General features: G+C 55.8%; 12 protein-coding genes, 8 tRNA genes and 1 rRNA gene. 17 read left to right on the top strand and 4 right to left on the bottom strand.

Annotated elements, in window-relative coordinates; all coding sequences use genetic code 11:
- From ACFSO0_RS19350 to ACFSO0_RS19320, 7 genes are all read left to right on the top strand, one after another.
- A 23S ribosomal RNA gene (locus tag ACFSO0_RS19350) occupies nucleotides 1-109 on the top strand; the annotation flags it as partial.
- Between the two features lie 49 nt (nucleotides 110-158).
- Nucleotides 159-249, top strand: a tRNA-Ser gene (locus tag ACFSO0_RS19345).
- 10 nt (nucleotides 250-259) lie between these two features.
- Nucleotides 260-336, top strand: a tRNA-Met gene (locus ACFSO0_RS19340).
- Between the two features lies 1 nt (nucleotide 337).
- Nucleotides 338-411: transfer RNA gene (locus tag ACFSO0_RS19335), tRNA-Trp, on the top strand.
- Between the two features lie 24 nt (nucleotides 412-435).
- Nucleotides 436-511 (top strand) — tRNA-His (locus tag ACFSO0_RS19330).
- Between the two features lie 6 nt (nucleotides 512-517).
- A tRNA-Cys gene (locus ACFSO0_RS19325) sits at nucleotides 518-591 on the top strand.
- Nucleotides 592-596: 5 nt separating this feature from the next.
- Nucleotides 597-670, top strand: a tRNA-Arg gene (locus ACFSO0_RS19320).
- Nucleotides 671-1,221: 551 nt separating this feature from the next.
- On the opposite strand, the gene ACFSO0_RS19315 is transcribed toward ACFSO0_RS19320, so the two are convergent.
- A complete protein-coding gene (locus ACFSO0_RS19315) occupies nucleotides 1,222-1,479 on the bottom strand; it encodes a hypothetical protein (protein WP_376883184.1) in 258 nt (85 codons plus the stop codon).
- Between the two features lie 356 nt (nucleotides 1,480-1,835).
- Here ACFSO0_RS19315 and ACFSO0_RS19310 point away from each other — a divergent pair.
- The 4 genes from ACFSO0_RS19310 to mnmL all read left to right on the top strand — a co-directional run bounded on the left by ACFSO0_RS19310 (nucleotide 1,836) and on the right by mnmL (nucleotide 4,796).
- Nucleotides 1,836-1,920 (top strand) — tRNA-Leu (locus tag ACFSO0_RS19310).
- Between the two features lie 13 nt (nucleotides 1,921-1,933).
- Nucleotides 1,934-2,010, top strand: a tRNA-Glu gene (locus ACFSO0_RS19305).
- A gap of 263 nt (nucleotides 2,011-2,273) precedes the next feature.
- Nucleotides 2,274-3,512, top strand: a complete 1,239-nt coding sequence (locus tag ACFSO0_RS19300; protein ID WP_376883182.1) for a glycosyltransferase family 2 protein — start codon at nucleotides 2,274-2,276, stop codon at nucleotides 3,510-3,512.
- A gap of 312 nt (nucleotides 3,513-3,824) precedes the next feature.
- Nucleotides 3,825-4,796, top strand: a complete 972-nt coding sequence (gene mnmL, locus ACFSO0_RS19295; RefSeq protein ID WP_376883180.1) for a tRNA modification radical SAM protein MnmL/YtqA — start codon at nucleotides 3,825-3,827, stop codon at nucleotides 4,794-4,796.
- Between the two features lie 73 nt (nucleotides 4,797-4,869).
- Here the strand turns inward: mnmL and ACFSO0_RS19290 are convergent, their stop codons facing one another.
- A complete protein-coding gene (locus ACFSO0_RS19290; RefSeq protein WP_376883178.1) occupies nucleotides 4,870-5,601 on the bottom strand; it encodes a glycerophosphodiester phosphodiesterase in 732 nt (243 codons plus the stop codon).
- Between the two features lie 94 nt (nucleotides 5,602-5,695).
- Entirely contained in the window at nucleotides 5,696-5,818 is a 123-nt protein-coding gene (locus tag ACFSO0_RS19285; protein ID WP_376883176.1) for a YjcZ family sporulation protein, read from the bottom strand.
- Nucleotides 5,819-5,989: 171 nt separating this feature from the next.
- On the opposite strand from ACFSO0_RS19285, the gene ablB reads away from it, so the two are divergent.
- Nucleotides 5,990-6,835, top strand: coding sequence for a putative beta-lysine N-acetyltransferase (gene ablB, locus ACFSO0_RS19280; protein ID WP_376883174.1), 846 nt, complete (start codon nucleotides 5,990-5,992; stop codon nucleotides 6,833-6,835).
- Nucleotides 6,836-6,838: 3 nt separating this feature from the next.
- Here ablB and ACFSO0_RS19275 read toward each other — a convergent pair whose 3' ends face one another.
- Nucleotides 6,839-8,380, bottom strand: a complete 1,542-nt coding sequence (locus tag ACFSO0_RS19275; RefSeq protein WP_376883172.1) for a PucR family transcriptional regulator — start codon at nucleotides 8,378-8,380, stop codon at nucleotides 6,839-6,841.
- Between the two features lie 141 nt (nucleotides 8,381-8,521).
- On the opposite strand from ACFSO0_RS19275, the gene ACFSO0_RS19270 reads away from it, so the two are divergent.
- The 5 genes from ACFSO0_RS19270 to gabT are packed head-to-tail and all read left to right on the top strand — an operon-like array spanning nucleotide 8,522 to nucleotide 13,942.
- Nucleotides 8,522-9,871 carry an aspartate aminotransferase family protein gene (locus tag ACFSO0_RS19270; RefSeq protein ID WP_376883170.1) on the top strand — a complete coding sequence of 450 codons (1,350 nt, stop codon included), beginning with the start codon at nucleotides 8,522-8,524 and terminating at the stop codon, nucleotides 9,869-9,871.
- Nucleotides 9,872-9,886: 15 nt separating this feature from the next.
- Nucleotides 9,887-10,579: a 3-oxoacid CoA-transferase subunit A gene (locus ACFSO0_RS19265; protein ID WP_376883168.1), complete on the top strand. Its 693-nt coding sequence runs from the start codon at nucleotides 9,887-9,889 to the stop codon at nucleotides 10,577-10,579.
- Nucleotides 10,561-11,238 (top strand): 3-oxoacid CoA-transferase subunit B, encoded by a 678-nt coding sequence (locus tag ACFSO0_RS19260; RefSeq protein WP_376883166.1) that lies wholly within the window; start codon nucleotides 10,561-10,563, stop codon nucleotides 11,236-11,238. Before ACFSO0_RS19265 ends, ACFSO0_RS19260 begins: the two co-directional genes overlap by 19 nt.
- 42 nt (nucleotides 11,239-11,280) lie before the next feature.
- Nucleotides 11,281-12,567: a peptidase gene (locus tag ACFSO0_RS19255; RefSeq protein ID WP_376883164.1), complete on the top strand. Its 1,287-nt coding sequence runs from the start codon at nucleotides 11,281-11,283 to the stop codon at nucleotides 12,565-12,567.
- 13 nt (nucleotides 12,568-12,580) lie between these two features.
- On the top strand, nucleotides 12,581-13,942 hold the full coding sequence (gene gabT, locus ACFSO0_RS19250) for a 4-aminobutyrate--2-oxoglutarate transaminase (protein ID WP_376883162.1): 1,362 nt from the start codon (nucleotides 12,581-12,583) through the stop codon (nucleotides 13,940-13,942).
- The last annotated feature ends 10 nt before the right edge of the window (nucleotides 13,943-13,952 follow it).

Genomic DNA, 13,952 nt, shown 5'->3' with positions numbered 1-13,952 from the left:
AGCGTCAAGCTGGTAAGACCCCTCATAGACGATGAGGTTGATAGGTTCGGTGTGGAAGCGCGGCAACGCGTGGAGCTGACGAATACTAATCGGTCGAGGACTTATCCACACACCCTTGGTAAGCATGCAGATCCAGTTTTGAAGGTGCATATTATCGCGGAGAGTTACCCAAGAGGCCGAAGGGGACGGTTTGCTAAACCGTTAGTATGCGCAAGCGTAGCGAGGGTTCGAATCCCTCACTCTCCGCCATTTCTATTTTGGCGGCGTAGCTCAGCTGGTTAGAGCGTTCGGTTCATACCCGAAAGGTCGGGGGTTCGATTCCCTCCACCGCTACCAAAGGGGCATAGTTTAAAGGTAGAACGAAGGTCTCCAAAACCTTTGGTGTGGGTTCGATTCCTACTGCCCCTGCCAGAAAGCGATCCGATTCATACAATGGCGGTCGTGGCGAAGGGGTTAACGCACCGGATTGTGGCTCCGGCATTCGTGGGTTCGAGTCCCATCGATCGCCCCATAATATGGGAGTATAGCCAAGTGGTAAGGCACGGGTCTGCAAAACCCTCATCCCCGGTTCAAATCCGGGTACTCCCTCCATTTTTGTCCCAGTAGCTCAGCTGGATAGAGCAACGGCCTTCTAAGCCGTCGGTCGGGAGTTCGAATCTCTCCTGGGACGCTTTCTGTTAGACTAAAGAACCTCCTATGAACTCAAGTTTGCGTATTTGAGTTCATAAGAGGTTTTTTCGTTTCTCCTGGTTCTCTTGCAATCTTTGAAAAAATCAAGTGAAAAAGGATACATATAATAAGGAAGAGATATGTTAGTCCAGCCTATCCATGGGCAGCAAACGGTGAACGGCGTAGACGGCCCAGGCCAGAATATGAACAGGGGGGAAGGAATATCCGCCCTACAGGCAACTGGCAGAACAACGGAATAAACAACAAACATTGCTGCAAGACCATCAAGCATTGAAACCGGACAGGAGGCAGGAGGGAGGGCGCAGGATGCCCGCAGGCTGCGTGAGGGGACGAAAAGCTCTCGGACGAATCCTGAGACCGTCCCTCCGAAAAGCGAGCCTGAACAAGAGAAGCGCCCTGCTCTATAGAAATAGAAGGGATGGGATAAGGAAGGCGTGGGGGAAAAATTCTCATTTGGAATACCCGCAAAAGATTTGAAAAAGGTCAAAAAATGGTTCCTTTTTCCTGGTGAGCCAAGCGAAAGCTGTCCGGTCAAATAAACGGATTGGAATAGTAAAGACCATGGAGGTACCGCTTCTCGGCTTTTTCCAAAGCGATCTCCTTTTGCGCCGCCAGAGAAGCGTGCAGCTTGTCCCAAAACTCAGGTGTGGCATCGCTGTAGTCGACAGCCAGCTCGTCGCCCACCAAACTGCGAATCAGCTGCCAATCGTCTGGGTTTTCGTACTCCTGCATCCCGCCGCCAATCAGCCGGATGTCGTGAAGAAGAAGTTTAATGTTTTCGGGTATCATGGCATACTCCTGTCCTCTCGTATTTTCACGATTTTTCTGCTTGCATTCAGTTCCCCTGTCTGCTTCTAATGTTCCTCAATCCGCATAAAATATGTGAACGGCAGCTGAAAGACGTTTCAACAAAAACTGCACGTTGTGACGAAACCACAATTTTTTTCGACGACTTGCTTCCAGCAATGACGGAAATGATGGGGACAAGGCTAGACTGGATTCGGCGCGCATATAAAAAAGGAAGAAATAGGGGACGTGGCTCGTTTAGAGGGAGAAAACAGGCAGAGAACGGTCGGAAAATCGTATTGACTTAGGAAAATGGATTGTGTATACTCGAGAGCGTGGTTGAGGAGTAAAGGCTTTTTGCGGTCGTGGTGGAATTGGCAGACACACCATCTTGAGGGGGTGGCGGGGCGACCCGTGCGAGTTCGAGTCTCGCCGACCGCACCAAGAATGTCAGGATGGCCCGTTGGTGAAGCGGTTTAACACAGCAGCCTTTCACGCTGTCATACAGGGGTTCGAATCCCCTACGGGTCACCATTGATTTTTTAGCAGGATTGAAAAAACAAAGCCTTTTGTAGCGAAGGCTTTTTTTTCTGCCTACTGTCGTGAGATGTCGAATAGAAAGAGAAAAAGGTGGGAAAGGTGATAGCAGCGTCTTCTTTTTCCCACTTTTGGGTCATTGCGCACAAAAGGCATTTGATGTACACTCCCAAGTGAGAGAAAAACAATAGAGAAATTTTGGAAAAACACTACCTGAGTCAAACCTGACCCAAGTTGATTCAGGTCGAGGAGAAGAACCCATGAGTGTATTGAGAGAGATCATTGAGGGATTATTCATCGGATTCAGTTCAACGGTAGGTGTAGTCAGCACGTACCAAACTATGGTCTCCTGTGCAGGGTTGTTCCGTAAAAACGAACAAGTCACACATGAGCCAGAAAAAACATTTGCGGTTCTCATTGCCGCTCACAATGAGAGTGCAGTCATTGCACCCTTGATTGAAAACTTGAAGCAGCTGGACTATCCTCGTGAGAAGTACGACATCTTTGTCATTTGCGACAACTGTACGGACAACACGGCGGAGATCAGTCGTGCGCACGGCGCTTACGCCTGCGAACGCTTTGATTCGTCCAAGCGAGGAAAAGGCTTCGGGATCGAATGGATGCTGGAAAACTTGTGGGCAAGACCACAGCAGTATGACGCCGTCGTCATGTTCGACGCGGACAATCTGGTAGAAAAGAACTTCTTGCGTGTCATGAATGACCGACTCTGCAAAGGAGCGCGTGTGATCCAGGGCTACCTCGATTCCAAAAACCCGTTTGACTCCTGGATCACCTTGTCGTACGCCGTGACCTACTGGTTTACCAACCGGATGTGGCAGCTGGCGCGGCACAATCTGGGCCTGCCGAACACATTGGGCGGAACGGGGCTGTGCATTGAGAGCAACCTGCTCAAAGAAATGGGCTGGGGCGCAACCAGCTTGACGGAGGATCTGGAGTTCGCCACCCGCTGTATCGAACGAGGAATTTACCCGACTTGGGCGCATGATACCAAGGTGTGGGATGAAAAGCCGATCGATCTGAAAGCTTCGATGCGCCAACGTCTGCGTTGGATGCAAGGTCACTACGACGTCGCCGGCCGCTACATCGGTTCCGTTCTGAAAAACGGAATTACGAAAGGCCGCCTGGGAATGCTGGATGCTGCGTTTTATTTGTTCCAGCCGATGTACGTTTTGATCGTCACGTTTATGTCTTTGTTGTTCCTGGGGCGCTTTTTTGAAATTGACGCATTGATGCCTGCTGCAACCATTTTGCCAAGCTGGTTAGTATATACCTCGACTGCCATTTTCTACATGTTGCCGTTTTTGGCGCTGTATCTGGAAAAAGTGCCTCTCAAAGGGTATTTGGGAATATTGCTGCTCCCGATCTTTTTCCTGACCTGGCTCCCGATCATGTTCTACGCCTTCTTCACCAAGAAGAACCAGGTGTGGAGTCACACGGCGCACAGCCGTGCGATCCGCATCGAGGAGATCCAGCAATAAGCCAGTCGATGAAGCAAATGAAAACCACAGGGGGTCTCCTGTGGTTTTTTGTGCCGTCGCGCAGACAAAAAGAGAAAATGGAGTGGCTGGTGCAGATTTCCCCAAGTGGCACACATAGAAACATGCCAAATGTGGACTGCGTACAGTCAGCCGGTTTTTCTAATGATTCGCAGGTGGCAAACCGAGTAGTGCATTTGGTATAATAACTGGATGGATACGCAATCGCCAGGGCAGCCTGGCACACCGCGATGCGGACTGTTCGCATGAGAGTGGCGGATCATACCCATTTTCGCCACGAGGAGGGATACAGCAATGACGCTTTCACCAAACGCTTGCCAGAACGAAGCTCCGCTGATGTGGGGAGACAAGCGTTACCATACATGGAATTACCATTTGCGCAACACATTTCACGAAAAAATCTTTAAAGTGCCACTCGATGGTGGCTTCAGCTGCCCGAACCGGGATGGCAAGGTCGCGACAGGAGGGTGCACCTTTTGCAGCGCGAGGGGGTCGGGGGACTTTGCCGGCGACCGGCGAATGGATCTGGAGCGCCAGTTTCACGACGTCAAGAACCGGATGCACGAGAAATGGCCAAGCGCCAAGTACCTTGGCTTCTTTCAGGCCTACACCAACACGTATGCACCCGTAGAGGAGCTGCGCGAGATGTACGAGGTCATCCTCAAGCAGGAAGGCGTCGTGGGACTGTCCATTGCGACTCGTCCGGATTGCCTGCCGGATGATGTCGTCGAGTATTTGGCGGAGCTGAATGAGCGCACCTATCTGTGGGTGGAGCTGGGGCTGCAAACGATTCACGAGCATACGGCCCAGCTGATCAACCGCGCCCACGACTACGAGTGCTACCTGCAAGCGGTAGAAAAGCTGCGCAAGCACAACATCCGCATTTGTTCCCACATCATTTACGGACTGCCAGGGGAGTCGCATGAAGAAATGATGCAGACAGCGAACGCCGTGGCCCATCTGGACGTGCAAGGAATCAAGATTCACCTGCTCCATTTGCTGCGCAAGACGCCGATGGTCAAGCAGTACGAAGCAGGGCTCCTGGATTTCCTGTCGCAGGAGGAGTATACCAAGCTGGTCGTCGACACGCTGGAAATTTTGCCGCCGGAGATGATCGTGCATCGCGTTACGGGTGACGGTCCACCGGATTTGCTGATCGGTCCAATGTGGAGCCGCAAAAAATGGGAAGTGCTCAACGGCATCGATGCCGAGCTGAAGCGCCGCAATACGTGGCAAGGCAAGTTTTACGTGCCGCAGACGAAATAAGTCAACTGACAGGAGAACGGTCAAAAGGGAGCCTCTTGCAATGGAGAGGCTCCCTTTCATTTTGGCCGCATGGTCAGGCACGGGCACGCAAAATCTTTCGCGCCCGCCCGGGATAATTGGTGATCAATCCGTCGACGCCCATGTCGAGGGCGTTCTCGATGTCTTTGGGGCTGTTTACGGTCCATCCCAGTACGGTCAGATCGTGCGCGTGGGATTCAGCCACCAGTTTGGCGCTCAACTGATCCATGGGCACGTGCAGCTGATCGGCCCGATAGCGATGGGCGACCTCCCAGGGGCGAGGAATGGGTCCCACGTACAGGAGGCCGGTCGTTTGTGCAGGGTCCAGCTTTTTGATGCGCAGCAAGCTATCGAAGTTAAACGACGAGATGATCGTCCGCTCTGTCAAATGGTAGCGCCGGATTTGCTCGATGACGAGCTCCTCCAGATGGGGCTGGTCGGACAAAAAGTTTTTCAGCTCAATTATAAAATGCAGGGGCGTGACAGAAAAAGCGTGGAACACTTCACGCAGGGTAGGGATTCTCGCCCGGGGATTGCGGATAGACGAGCCACGGTCTGCACGCAGCTGGCGAAGCTCCTGCAAGGTGTAGCGGCGAACCGGACCGGAGCCGGTGGTCGTCCGGTCGACAGTATGGTCGTGAATGACGACGAGCTTGTTGTCACGGCTTAGCTGGACGTCCAGCTCGATGCCGTCCGCCCGCCGCCGGAGAGCTGCGTAGAAGGCTTCCATCGTATTTTCCGGAAAAAGGCCGGAAGCACCGCGATGAGCGTAGATGAGGGGAGCCACGTGAGCTTCCTCCTTTCACAGACAGACGTAATCCTTATTACATGCATATGTAAAAAGCCCCTCGATACTACTTCGATGAGGGGCGTACGTATGCTTAGTTGACCGCAACGAGCACGATCACGAGCAGGATAAATAAAACCAATATCAACGCGAAATTGTTTTTGCCACAACTCACGTCTACCCCCTCCTTCCCCCATGGAGCATGATCTTCTGTCATCCTATGAGGGTACCGTACAAATGGCTCTCATCGAACACCTAACGCCAGCGGCTTTCACACACCTATTTTGCTGGGACAAAAACAGGAGCGGATCTTATACAGATTGGCAGATGACGGGAAAGTCTGTTTTGCTACAATGAAAGCAAGGAGTAGAAAAGGAGGATGTGCCGCATGGTGAATGTGGATGAATTGCTTGCAGCAGGCGATGTAGTCGTAGACAGGCAAAACCGCAGGGTGAAGCTGCACGTATACGACCCGCGCCGGATCGAAGAAATGGATCGCCTGCTCAGAAGACTTGCCGATGAATCCGCTGCGACCAAGCTGATCGTATACGGGAAAAAAGCCGATGTAGGGCGCTGGACGGAGTTGGGCTATGCGTTGGAAGGGGTGATCGAAGGATTTTTCCGCGGCGAGAATGCGCAGATGCTCTCCTGCTTTTTGACGAAGGAACGGGCCACGTCCGTCGCGCCTGAACTGGCGGAGGAGATCCTGGCGCTCGCTTTGAGCAAGCGGGGAAATGGGGAGACAAAAACTCTGCCGGAAGGTTATGTCATGAGGGAGGCGGATGAGCGGGATGCGGAAGAGCTTGCCCGTCTGTACGGAAAAGTGTTTGCCACCTATCCGACCCCGATGGACGACCCGGATTACGTGCGCAAAACGATGAGAGAAGGCACACGCTATATGGTGGTCGAATACGCCGGGAAGATCGCCTGCGCCGCATCGGCGGAAGTGAGCGAGCGTATGGGGTCGGCCGAGATGACGGACTGCGCCACCGACCCGGATCACGCCGGGAAAGGACTCCTGCAGCCTCTGTTTGCCGCCCTGGAGCAAAAGATGGAGGAGTCCGGCATCTACTACCTGTATTCGTTGACGCGCGCCCAGTCGCCAGGGATGAACGTGACGGCGGCGAAGATGGGCTACGCCTATCGAGGACGGCTGATCAACAACTGCACGATCTTTTCAGGGTACGAGGACATGAATATTTGGGTGAAACCGTTGCGCCCCGTGTGGGAGTAAGGGCTACGCCTGGGAAGGGTATAACTGCTGCTGGAGGCTGCGGGCCATCAAGGCCAGTTGCAACTGCCAGCGCTGATTCGCATCTTCCAGGCGGAAGCCCGTTTTTTCTTCAATTTGCCGCAGACGGTATTTCAGGGTGTGCCGATGAATATATAACGCTTGGGACGTCTGCAGGCCGTTTCCGTTATGCTGCAGGTACACGTGTAGCGTCTCCAGCAGCTGCTGGTTGTGCTTTTGATCGTAATGGATCAGCGGTGCAAGCAACGGCTGCCACAGCGCCTGCAGCGACTCCTCATGGCGATGATAGGGAAAAAGGAACTGGTAGCCTTTCATATCCTGATACCGCAAAATCCGGGGCGGCGTCGCGAGCAAAGGATACGCCTGCAGCGCGAAGATCGCCTCCTCTGCGGCGATGGCGACATCCGGCAGCTGCTGGCGGGGATTGCTCAAGGAAATGTGCAGGGAATAATCCGCATGCAGCCGGCCCCAGCGCTGGATGAACAGCTCCAGCAGTTGCAGGCTCGCCCGGTTGTCTGGAAAGACGAACAGCAGGTAGTGCGGACGCTCGCGCAGCAAATAGGAGTGCTGCTGGAGATCACAGAGCCTGCGCATGAGCATGATCGCGCTTTGGTGCAGCTCGTTCTGGACAGAGTCGTTGGCGGCATCGACCTTCAGGGCAGCGACCAGATGCCCCCCGGCGAGCGGGTAGCCAAACATCCGGCAGCGGCTTTCCAGCTCGGAGACACTCATCGGCTTGCCGTTCAAAAGCTCCTCCACGAAATCCCCTTTCAGCCGCCATTCCGTAGCGGATACCGCCCGTTCTTTTACATATTCCAGCGCGCAGAGCGTCGAAGCGTGCTGCAGCGCGATGTCATCCAGCTCCTTCCACGCAGGGAGAGGCTTGGTCAGCGTCAAAGTGCCGAAATGCTCCCGGTTGGCACGGATGGGGATGGCGTGCGCGCTTGTCTCCGTACTCGCGTGCTCTGAATCAGATGCCCCGTGCTGGATCACTTCAAAGCCGAGCGCGTCGACGAGTGTGACGGCACCGCCGGTCAGGGTAGCCAGTTCTGCCGCAATGGCAGCAAGCCCCCCTTTGGAGAGGGCGGCGTCAATCATCCGATTGTGGATGGCCTGCGAGTAAGCAAGGGTCTCAAACTGCCTGTTGACGATCGGCTGCAAAATCGCTTTGGTGATCGTTGAGAAATTGATCTCCGCCGGTATTTCAATGAGCGGCAGCTGCAGGCGGTCTGCCATCTCGATGAAAGACGCGGGAATCTCGCGCAAGTAAAAGCCGGTATGAAGGGCGACACCGCTCAGCTTTTGGCTTGCCAGGGACGGAATAAACGACGAGAGCCGCTCCGCGTTATCCGCCAGACCAAATCCAGTCGTGATGAGAAATTCGCCTTCCTGCAGCCGTGTAGCGTCCTCCAGCACCTCCACAATCGTGACCCAGCGGATGGGATTGTCCAGGCCGCCGGCTCCCGCGATCAAACGGGTCTGGACCATGTCCGGCAGCTGCAGCGCCTCCCGAATCGTGATGGTCATCAGCATTCCCTCCCCAAAAAGCTCATTATACAAAATGTACAAAAGATTTCGTCCCTTTTCCATGTTTTTTTGCCAGCTCGTCGGATGGCTCCCGTGCGTCGGTCGGATAGGATGAAGGTAGAAAAAAGCGAGGTGGCGACCATGCAAAGAAGCTATGTAATCAGGCCTGAACTGGGCAAGAAATATCCGGTCATTTCCCACGGAAAAGGAATTTACCTCTATGACAAAGAGGGCAAGCGTTACATCGACGGATGCGGCGGCGCTGTGACCGCCTTGATTGGCCACGGTGTAGAAGATGTGGTGGAAGCGATGCACGAGCAGGCCAAAAAGGTCTCTTTTGCCTACCGCTCCCATTTCAGCAGCGAAGCGGTGGAGGAGCTGGCTGCCAAGCTGGCCGAGTGGGCGCCTGGTTCGCTGAACTGGACCTTTTTCGTCAGCAGCGGCTCGGAAGCGACCGAAACCGCGCAAAAGATCGCGATTCAATATTGGCAGGAAAAGGGCAGGCCCACGAAAAACCGGATCATCTCCCGCTGGATGAGCTATCACGGCATCACGATGGGGGCGCTGTCGATGTCCGGCCACGTCCTGCGGCGCAAGCGCTTCGTCCCGCTGCTGGAGGACTATCCGGCGATTACGGGCCCTTATCCGTACCGCAAGCCGGAAAATCTAAGCATGGAAGAGTACGGCCTGCAATGCGCGAACGAACTGGAGACAGCCATTCTCCGCGTAGGGCCGGAGCAGGTGGCGGCCTTTATTGCCGAGCCGGTCATCGGGGCGACAGCGGGCGCAGTCGTTCCTCCTGACGGCTACTTCCAGCGTATCCGTGAGATTTGCGACAAGTACGAGGTGCTGTTCATCGCCGACGAAGTCATGACGGGGATGGGGCGCACCGGCAAAGCCTTCGGGGTCGATCACTGGGGCGTAGAGCCGGACATGATCACGATCGGCAAAGGAATGAGCGCCGGGTATACCCCGATGGCAGCCACGATCGTCTCGGAGGCCATCATCGACACCATCGCCAAGGGCAGCGGCTCGATCATGGCGGGACACACCTACAGCGCCAATCCGCAGTCGGCAGCCGTGTCGCTCGCTGTCGTGAAGTACATCGAGAAACACAATCTGATCGAGAAGTCTGCGGAAAACGGGGCGTATTTGCTGCAAGGCTTGCAGCAATTGGCAGGCGAACTGCCGTTGATCGGTGACGCGCGCGGTCTGGGCATGCTGTGCGGGCTTGAATTTGTCAAAAACAAGCAGACCAAAGAGCCGTTCGCTCTGTCCGAGAACGTGAGCGGCAAGGTGATTGCCAAAGCGTTTGAAAAAGGCCTGTTGATCTACCCGGCAACAGGCGGCATTGACGGTGTGGCAGGCGACAGCGTCATCATCGCACCGCCGCTGACCATCACCAAAGAAGAGATCGACGAAGTGCTCCGCATCTTGAAGGAAGCAGTAGAAAGCGTCCAGCAGGAGCTGCAGGAAGCACTGATCGGATAGAAGGGAGAGAGGCCGGTGACCAGCCGTTTTGAAAAAGTGATTTCCTTGGAAGAAGCGTTGACGCATTTCTACGACGGGATGACCCTCATGGCAGGCGGATTCGGCGGGGTAGGCAATCCTCCCTCGCTGATCCAGGGCATTTTGAACAAAGGCGTGCGCGATATTACGCTCATCAGCAACGACACGGCATTCCCCAACATCGGGATCGGCAAGCTGGTGACGGAGAAACGGGTGAAAAAAGTGATTGCGTCCCACATCGGCTCGAATCCGAACGCAGGGGCGCAGATGACGGCGGGAGAGCTGGAGGTCGAGTTCTGCCCGCAGGGGATTTTGGCAGAGCGCGTACGCGCAGGCGGTGCCGGGCTCGGCGGCATTTTGTCGGACATCGGCATCGGCACGATTGCGGAAAAGGGCAAGCAAAAGGTCGTGGTGGACGGCAAAGAGTATTTGCTGGAGACGCCGCTCACCGCGGACGTGTCCATCATCCACGCCAAGAAGGCGGACCGCTTCGGCAATCTCGTATACGATACGAGCGCGCGCAATTTTAACCCGCTGGTCGCCATGGCAGGGGATATCACCATCGTGGAAGCGGATGAAATCGTCGAGATCGGAGAGTTGTCACCAGAAGAGATTGTCACACCAGGCGTCTTCGTCCACTTTATCGTGAGAAGTGAAGGGGTGAACTGGAAATGGGCGTGGGAGAAGTAAAAGAGACGGAAAGCTATCGGGAACGGATTGCCCGGCGCGCGGCACTGGAGATCGAGGACGGAATGATCATCAACCTTGGCATCGGCATTCCGACGCTGGTCGCTGATTTTATCCCGTCAAACGTGCGCGTCATGTTCCACGCGGAGAACGGAATTCTGGGGACAGGACCAAGCCCGAAAAAAGGAGAAGAAAACCCGATGCTGTGCAATGCGGGCGGTTTTCCCGTAACGCTCGCGGCAGGCGCTTCTTTTTTTGACAGCGCAACGGCCTTTGCCATCATCCGCCGCGGCCTGCTCGATATGACAATCCTTGGCGTGCTGGAGGTCAGCCAGAGCGGCGACATCGCCAACTGGATCGTGCCGGGCAAACGTGTGCCGGGAATGGGCGGCGCGATGGAACTGGCGCAGAAGGCGAAAAAGGTCATGGTGCTCACGACTCATCTGGACAAGAACGGCCGCTCCAAAATCGTCCGGGAGTGCTCGCTGCCGCTGACGGCGCGGCAGGCTGCGGACTGGATTATCACCGACATGGCCGTCATGCAGGTCCTGCCAGATGGGCTGTATTTGCGCGAGGTCATGTACCCGTACAGCGTCGCGGATGTGATCGGCGCGACGGAAGCGGAGCTGAAGATCGAGGGCGAGGTCGGCGTCTTTCGGTAAGCGTGGAATCTATCCAAATTTCCGCATGTCAGGAGGAGCGAAATGGCAAACTGGCAGTCTCTCATAAAGGAACAGCTGGAAAAGGACAGGGATGAAGCGATCGCGCTGCTGCAGGAATGGGTCCAACATTCGAGCGTACAGGGCGAGGAAGCGTCCATCCAGGAGAGCATCGCGAAGACATTGGCCGACATGGGCCTGGATGTCGACCTGTGGGTCATGGAAGGCGACGAGCTGCTGCAGCATCCGTACTTTGTCTCACCGCGTACAGTATTCGACGGCAGCCCGAATGTAGTGGGTGTCTGGAAAGGTGCCGGGGGAGGACGCTCGATTATTTTGAACGGCCACGTGGATGTCGTGCCTGCCGGCGACCGCGCGCAGTGGAGCGACGATCCGTTCAGCGGCAAAGTGGAGGACGGCAAGCTGTACGGACGCGGCGCGACGGACATGAAGGGCGGCAATCTGTCTTCCCTGCTGGCGATTTCGGTCCTGAAAAAACTGGGTGTGAAGCTGAAGGGCGACGTCATTTTCCAGAGCGTCGTGGAGGAAGAGAGCGGCGGCGCCGGGACGCTGGCGACGATTTTGCGCGGCTACAAGGCGGATGCGGCGCTCGTCCCGGAACCGACGAACATGAAGATTTTCCCGAAGCAACAAGGCTCCATGTGGTTCCGCCTGTCCGTCAAGGGGAGATCTGCCCACGGAGGAACGCGGTACGAGGGCGTAAGTGCCATCGACAAGAGCATAGCTGTCGTGCAAGCGATCGGGCAGCTGGAAAAGGAACGCAACGACCGGCTGGACGATCCGCTGTATGAGAAGCTGCCGATCCCGATTCCGATCAATATCGGCGTCATCGGGGGCGGTAAGTGGCCGTCCTCTGTGGCTGACCTCGTTACGCTGGAGGGGCGCATGGGCGTAGCGCCGGGAGAGCAGATGGAAGACGCCAAGGCGGAAATGGCGGCGGCCCTGAAAAAATTGGCGCAGGTCGATCCATGGTTCGCCGAGCATCCGGTGGAGCTGGAATGGTACGGCGCGAGATGGGTGCCGGGAGCGGTAGCAGAGGATCATCCGCTGATGGACATTTTGCAGCGCCAGTTCGCAGCGGTGACGGGCGAGCGCGCCATTGTGGAAGCGTCTCCATGGGGGACGGACGGCGGCCTGCTGACTGCCTTGGCAGACACGCCAGCCATCGTCGTAGGTCCTGGTGTCACGCAGGTCGCACATTATCCGAACGAGTACATCGTGCTGGACGACGTATTCCGCTGTGCCGAAATTTTTGCGCTCGCCCTGATCGAATGGTGCGGCATCGCCGATACGAACAGTCAGAACGAATAGGAGGGGGTTATCCATGAGTCCGATTACGACGAAATTCATCCAGCTGAAAACGGCTGTGCCGGGTCCCAGATCGCAGGAATTGCTCGCGAAAAAGGAAGCGAACGTGCCGCGCGGTCCAGCCAATACGACTCCAGTCTTTGCCGCCAAAGCGGAAGGCGCGCTGCTGACGGATGTCGACGGCAATACGTTTATCGACTTCGCAGGGGCCATCGGTTCGCTCAATGCAGGTCACTGTCCGCCGGCTGTCGTGGAGGCGCTCAAGGCGCAACTGGACCAGTACATACACACGTGCTTCCATGTGATGATGTATGAGCCGTATGTACAGCTCGCGGAAAAACTGAACCAGATCACGCCGGGCGACCATGCGAAAAAGACATTTTTCCTGAACAGCGGCGCCGAAGCCGTGGAAAACGCGGTGAAAATCGCCCGCAAATACACCGGGCGCAAGGCGATCATTTCCTTTGAGCGCGGCTTCCACGGCCGGACGCTGCTGGCGATGTCGCTGACGAGCAAAGTGCGTCCGTACAAATACGAGTTCGGGCCGTTTGCTCCCGACACGTACAAGATGACCTATCCGTACTATTACCGCGCGCCGTTCGGGGCTGCCCCGGAGGAGACGGATGCAGAAGTGCTGCGCCGCTTTGAAGACTTTTTCCTCTCCGAAGTGGCAGCGGACAACGTCGCAGCGATTATCATGGAGCCGGTTCAGGGCGAAGGCGGATTCGTCGTCCCATCCAAGGCGTTCGTCCAGGGTGTCAAAGCCATTTGCGAAAAATACGGCATTCTCCTGATCGCAGATGAAGTGCAAACCGGCTTTGGCCGTACCGGCAAGATGTTTGCCATGGAGCATTACGGCGTCGTTCCCGATCTTGTTACGATGTCCAAATCGCTCGGAGCAGGTGTGCCGATCAGTGCGGTAACCGGTCGCGCGGAAATCATGGAGTCGCCGAACCCGGGAGAAATCGGGGGCACCTATGGCGGAAGCCCGCTCGGCTGTGTGGCGGCGCTCAAGGTCATCGAAATGATGGAGCAGGAAGGCTTCCTCGACAGGGCCAAGACAATCGGCGACACGATTCTCAAACGTTTTGAACAGTTCAAACAGCAGTTCGTCGAGGTGGGCGATGCCCGGGGTCTTGGCGCGATGTGCGCGATCGAGCTGGTGAAGGACAAAGCGAGCAAGGAGCCGAATAAAGAGCTGACGGCAAAAATCGTGCAGGCTTGCTATCAAAACGGCCTGGTCGTCATGTCTGCCGGTTTGTACAGCAATGTGATCCGCATTCTTTCTCCGCTGGTCATCACGGATGAGCAGCTGGAGGAAGGCTTGAGCGTGCTGGAAAATGTCCTGTCCGGGCTGTGCACGCCGAATCGCCAATAGAAGGGGGAGT

Origin of the sequence: Brevibacillus sp. GCM10020057, assembly GCF_042683565.1 — a bacterium.
Lineage (GTDB): Bacteria > Bacillota > Bacilli > Brevibacillales > Brevibacillaceae > Brevibacillus.
Note: the sequence above shows the minus strand (reverse complement) of the source record. Positions and strands in the feature narration are given on the sequence as shown.

Bases quoted from the DNA above. Each gene is read 5' to 3' on its own strand.
- ACFSO0_RS19315 (WP_376883184.1), bottom strand. From the start codon at position 1,479: ATGATACCCGAAAACATTAAACTTCTTCTTCACGACATCCGGCTGATT.
- ACFSO0_RS19300 (WP_376883182.1), top strand. From the start codon at position 2,274: ATGAGTGTATTGAGAGAGATCATTGAGGGATTATTCATCGGATTCAGT.
- mnmL (WP_376883180.1), top strand. From the start codon at position 3,825: ATGACGCTTTCACCAAACGCTTGCCAGAACGAAGCTCCGCTGATGTGG.
- ACFSO0_RS19285 (WP_376883176.1), bottom strand. From the start codon at position 5,818: ATGACAGAAGATCATGCTCCATGGGGGAAGGAGGGGGTAGACGTGAGT.
- ablB (WP_376883174.1), top strand. From the start codon at position 5,990: ATGGTGAATGTGGATGAATTGCTTGCAGCAGGCGATGTAGTCGTAGAC.
- ACFSO0_RS19275 (WP_376883172.1), bottom strand. From the start codon at position 8,380: ATGACCATCACGATTCGGGAGGCGCTGCAGCTGCCGGACATGGTCCAG.
- ACFSO0_RS19270 (WP_376883170.1), top strand. From the start codon at position 8,522: ATGCAAAGAAGCTATGTAATCAGGCCTGAACTGGGCAAGAAATATCCG.
- ACFSO0_RS19260 (WP_376883166.1), top strand. From the start codon at position 10,561: ATGGGCGTGGGAGAAGTAAAAGAGACGGAAAGCTATCGGGAACGGATT.
- ACFSO0_RS19255 (WP_376883164.1), top strand. From the start codon at position 11,281: ATGGCAAACTGGCAGTCTCTCATAAAGGAACAGCTGGAAAAGGACAGG.
- gabT (WP_376883162.1), top strand. From the start codon at position 12,581: ATGAGTCCGATTACGACGAAATTCATCCAGCTGAAAACGGCTGTGCCG.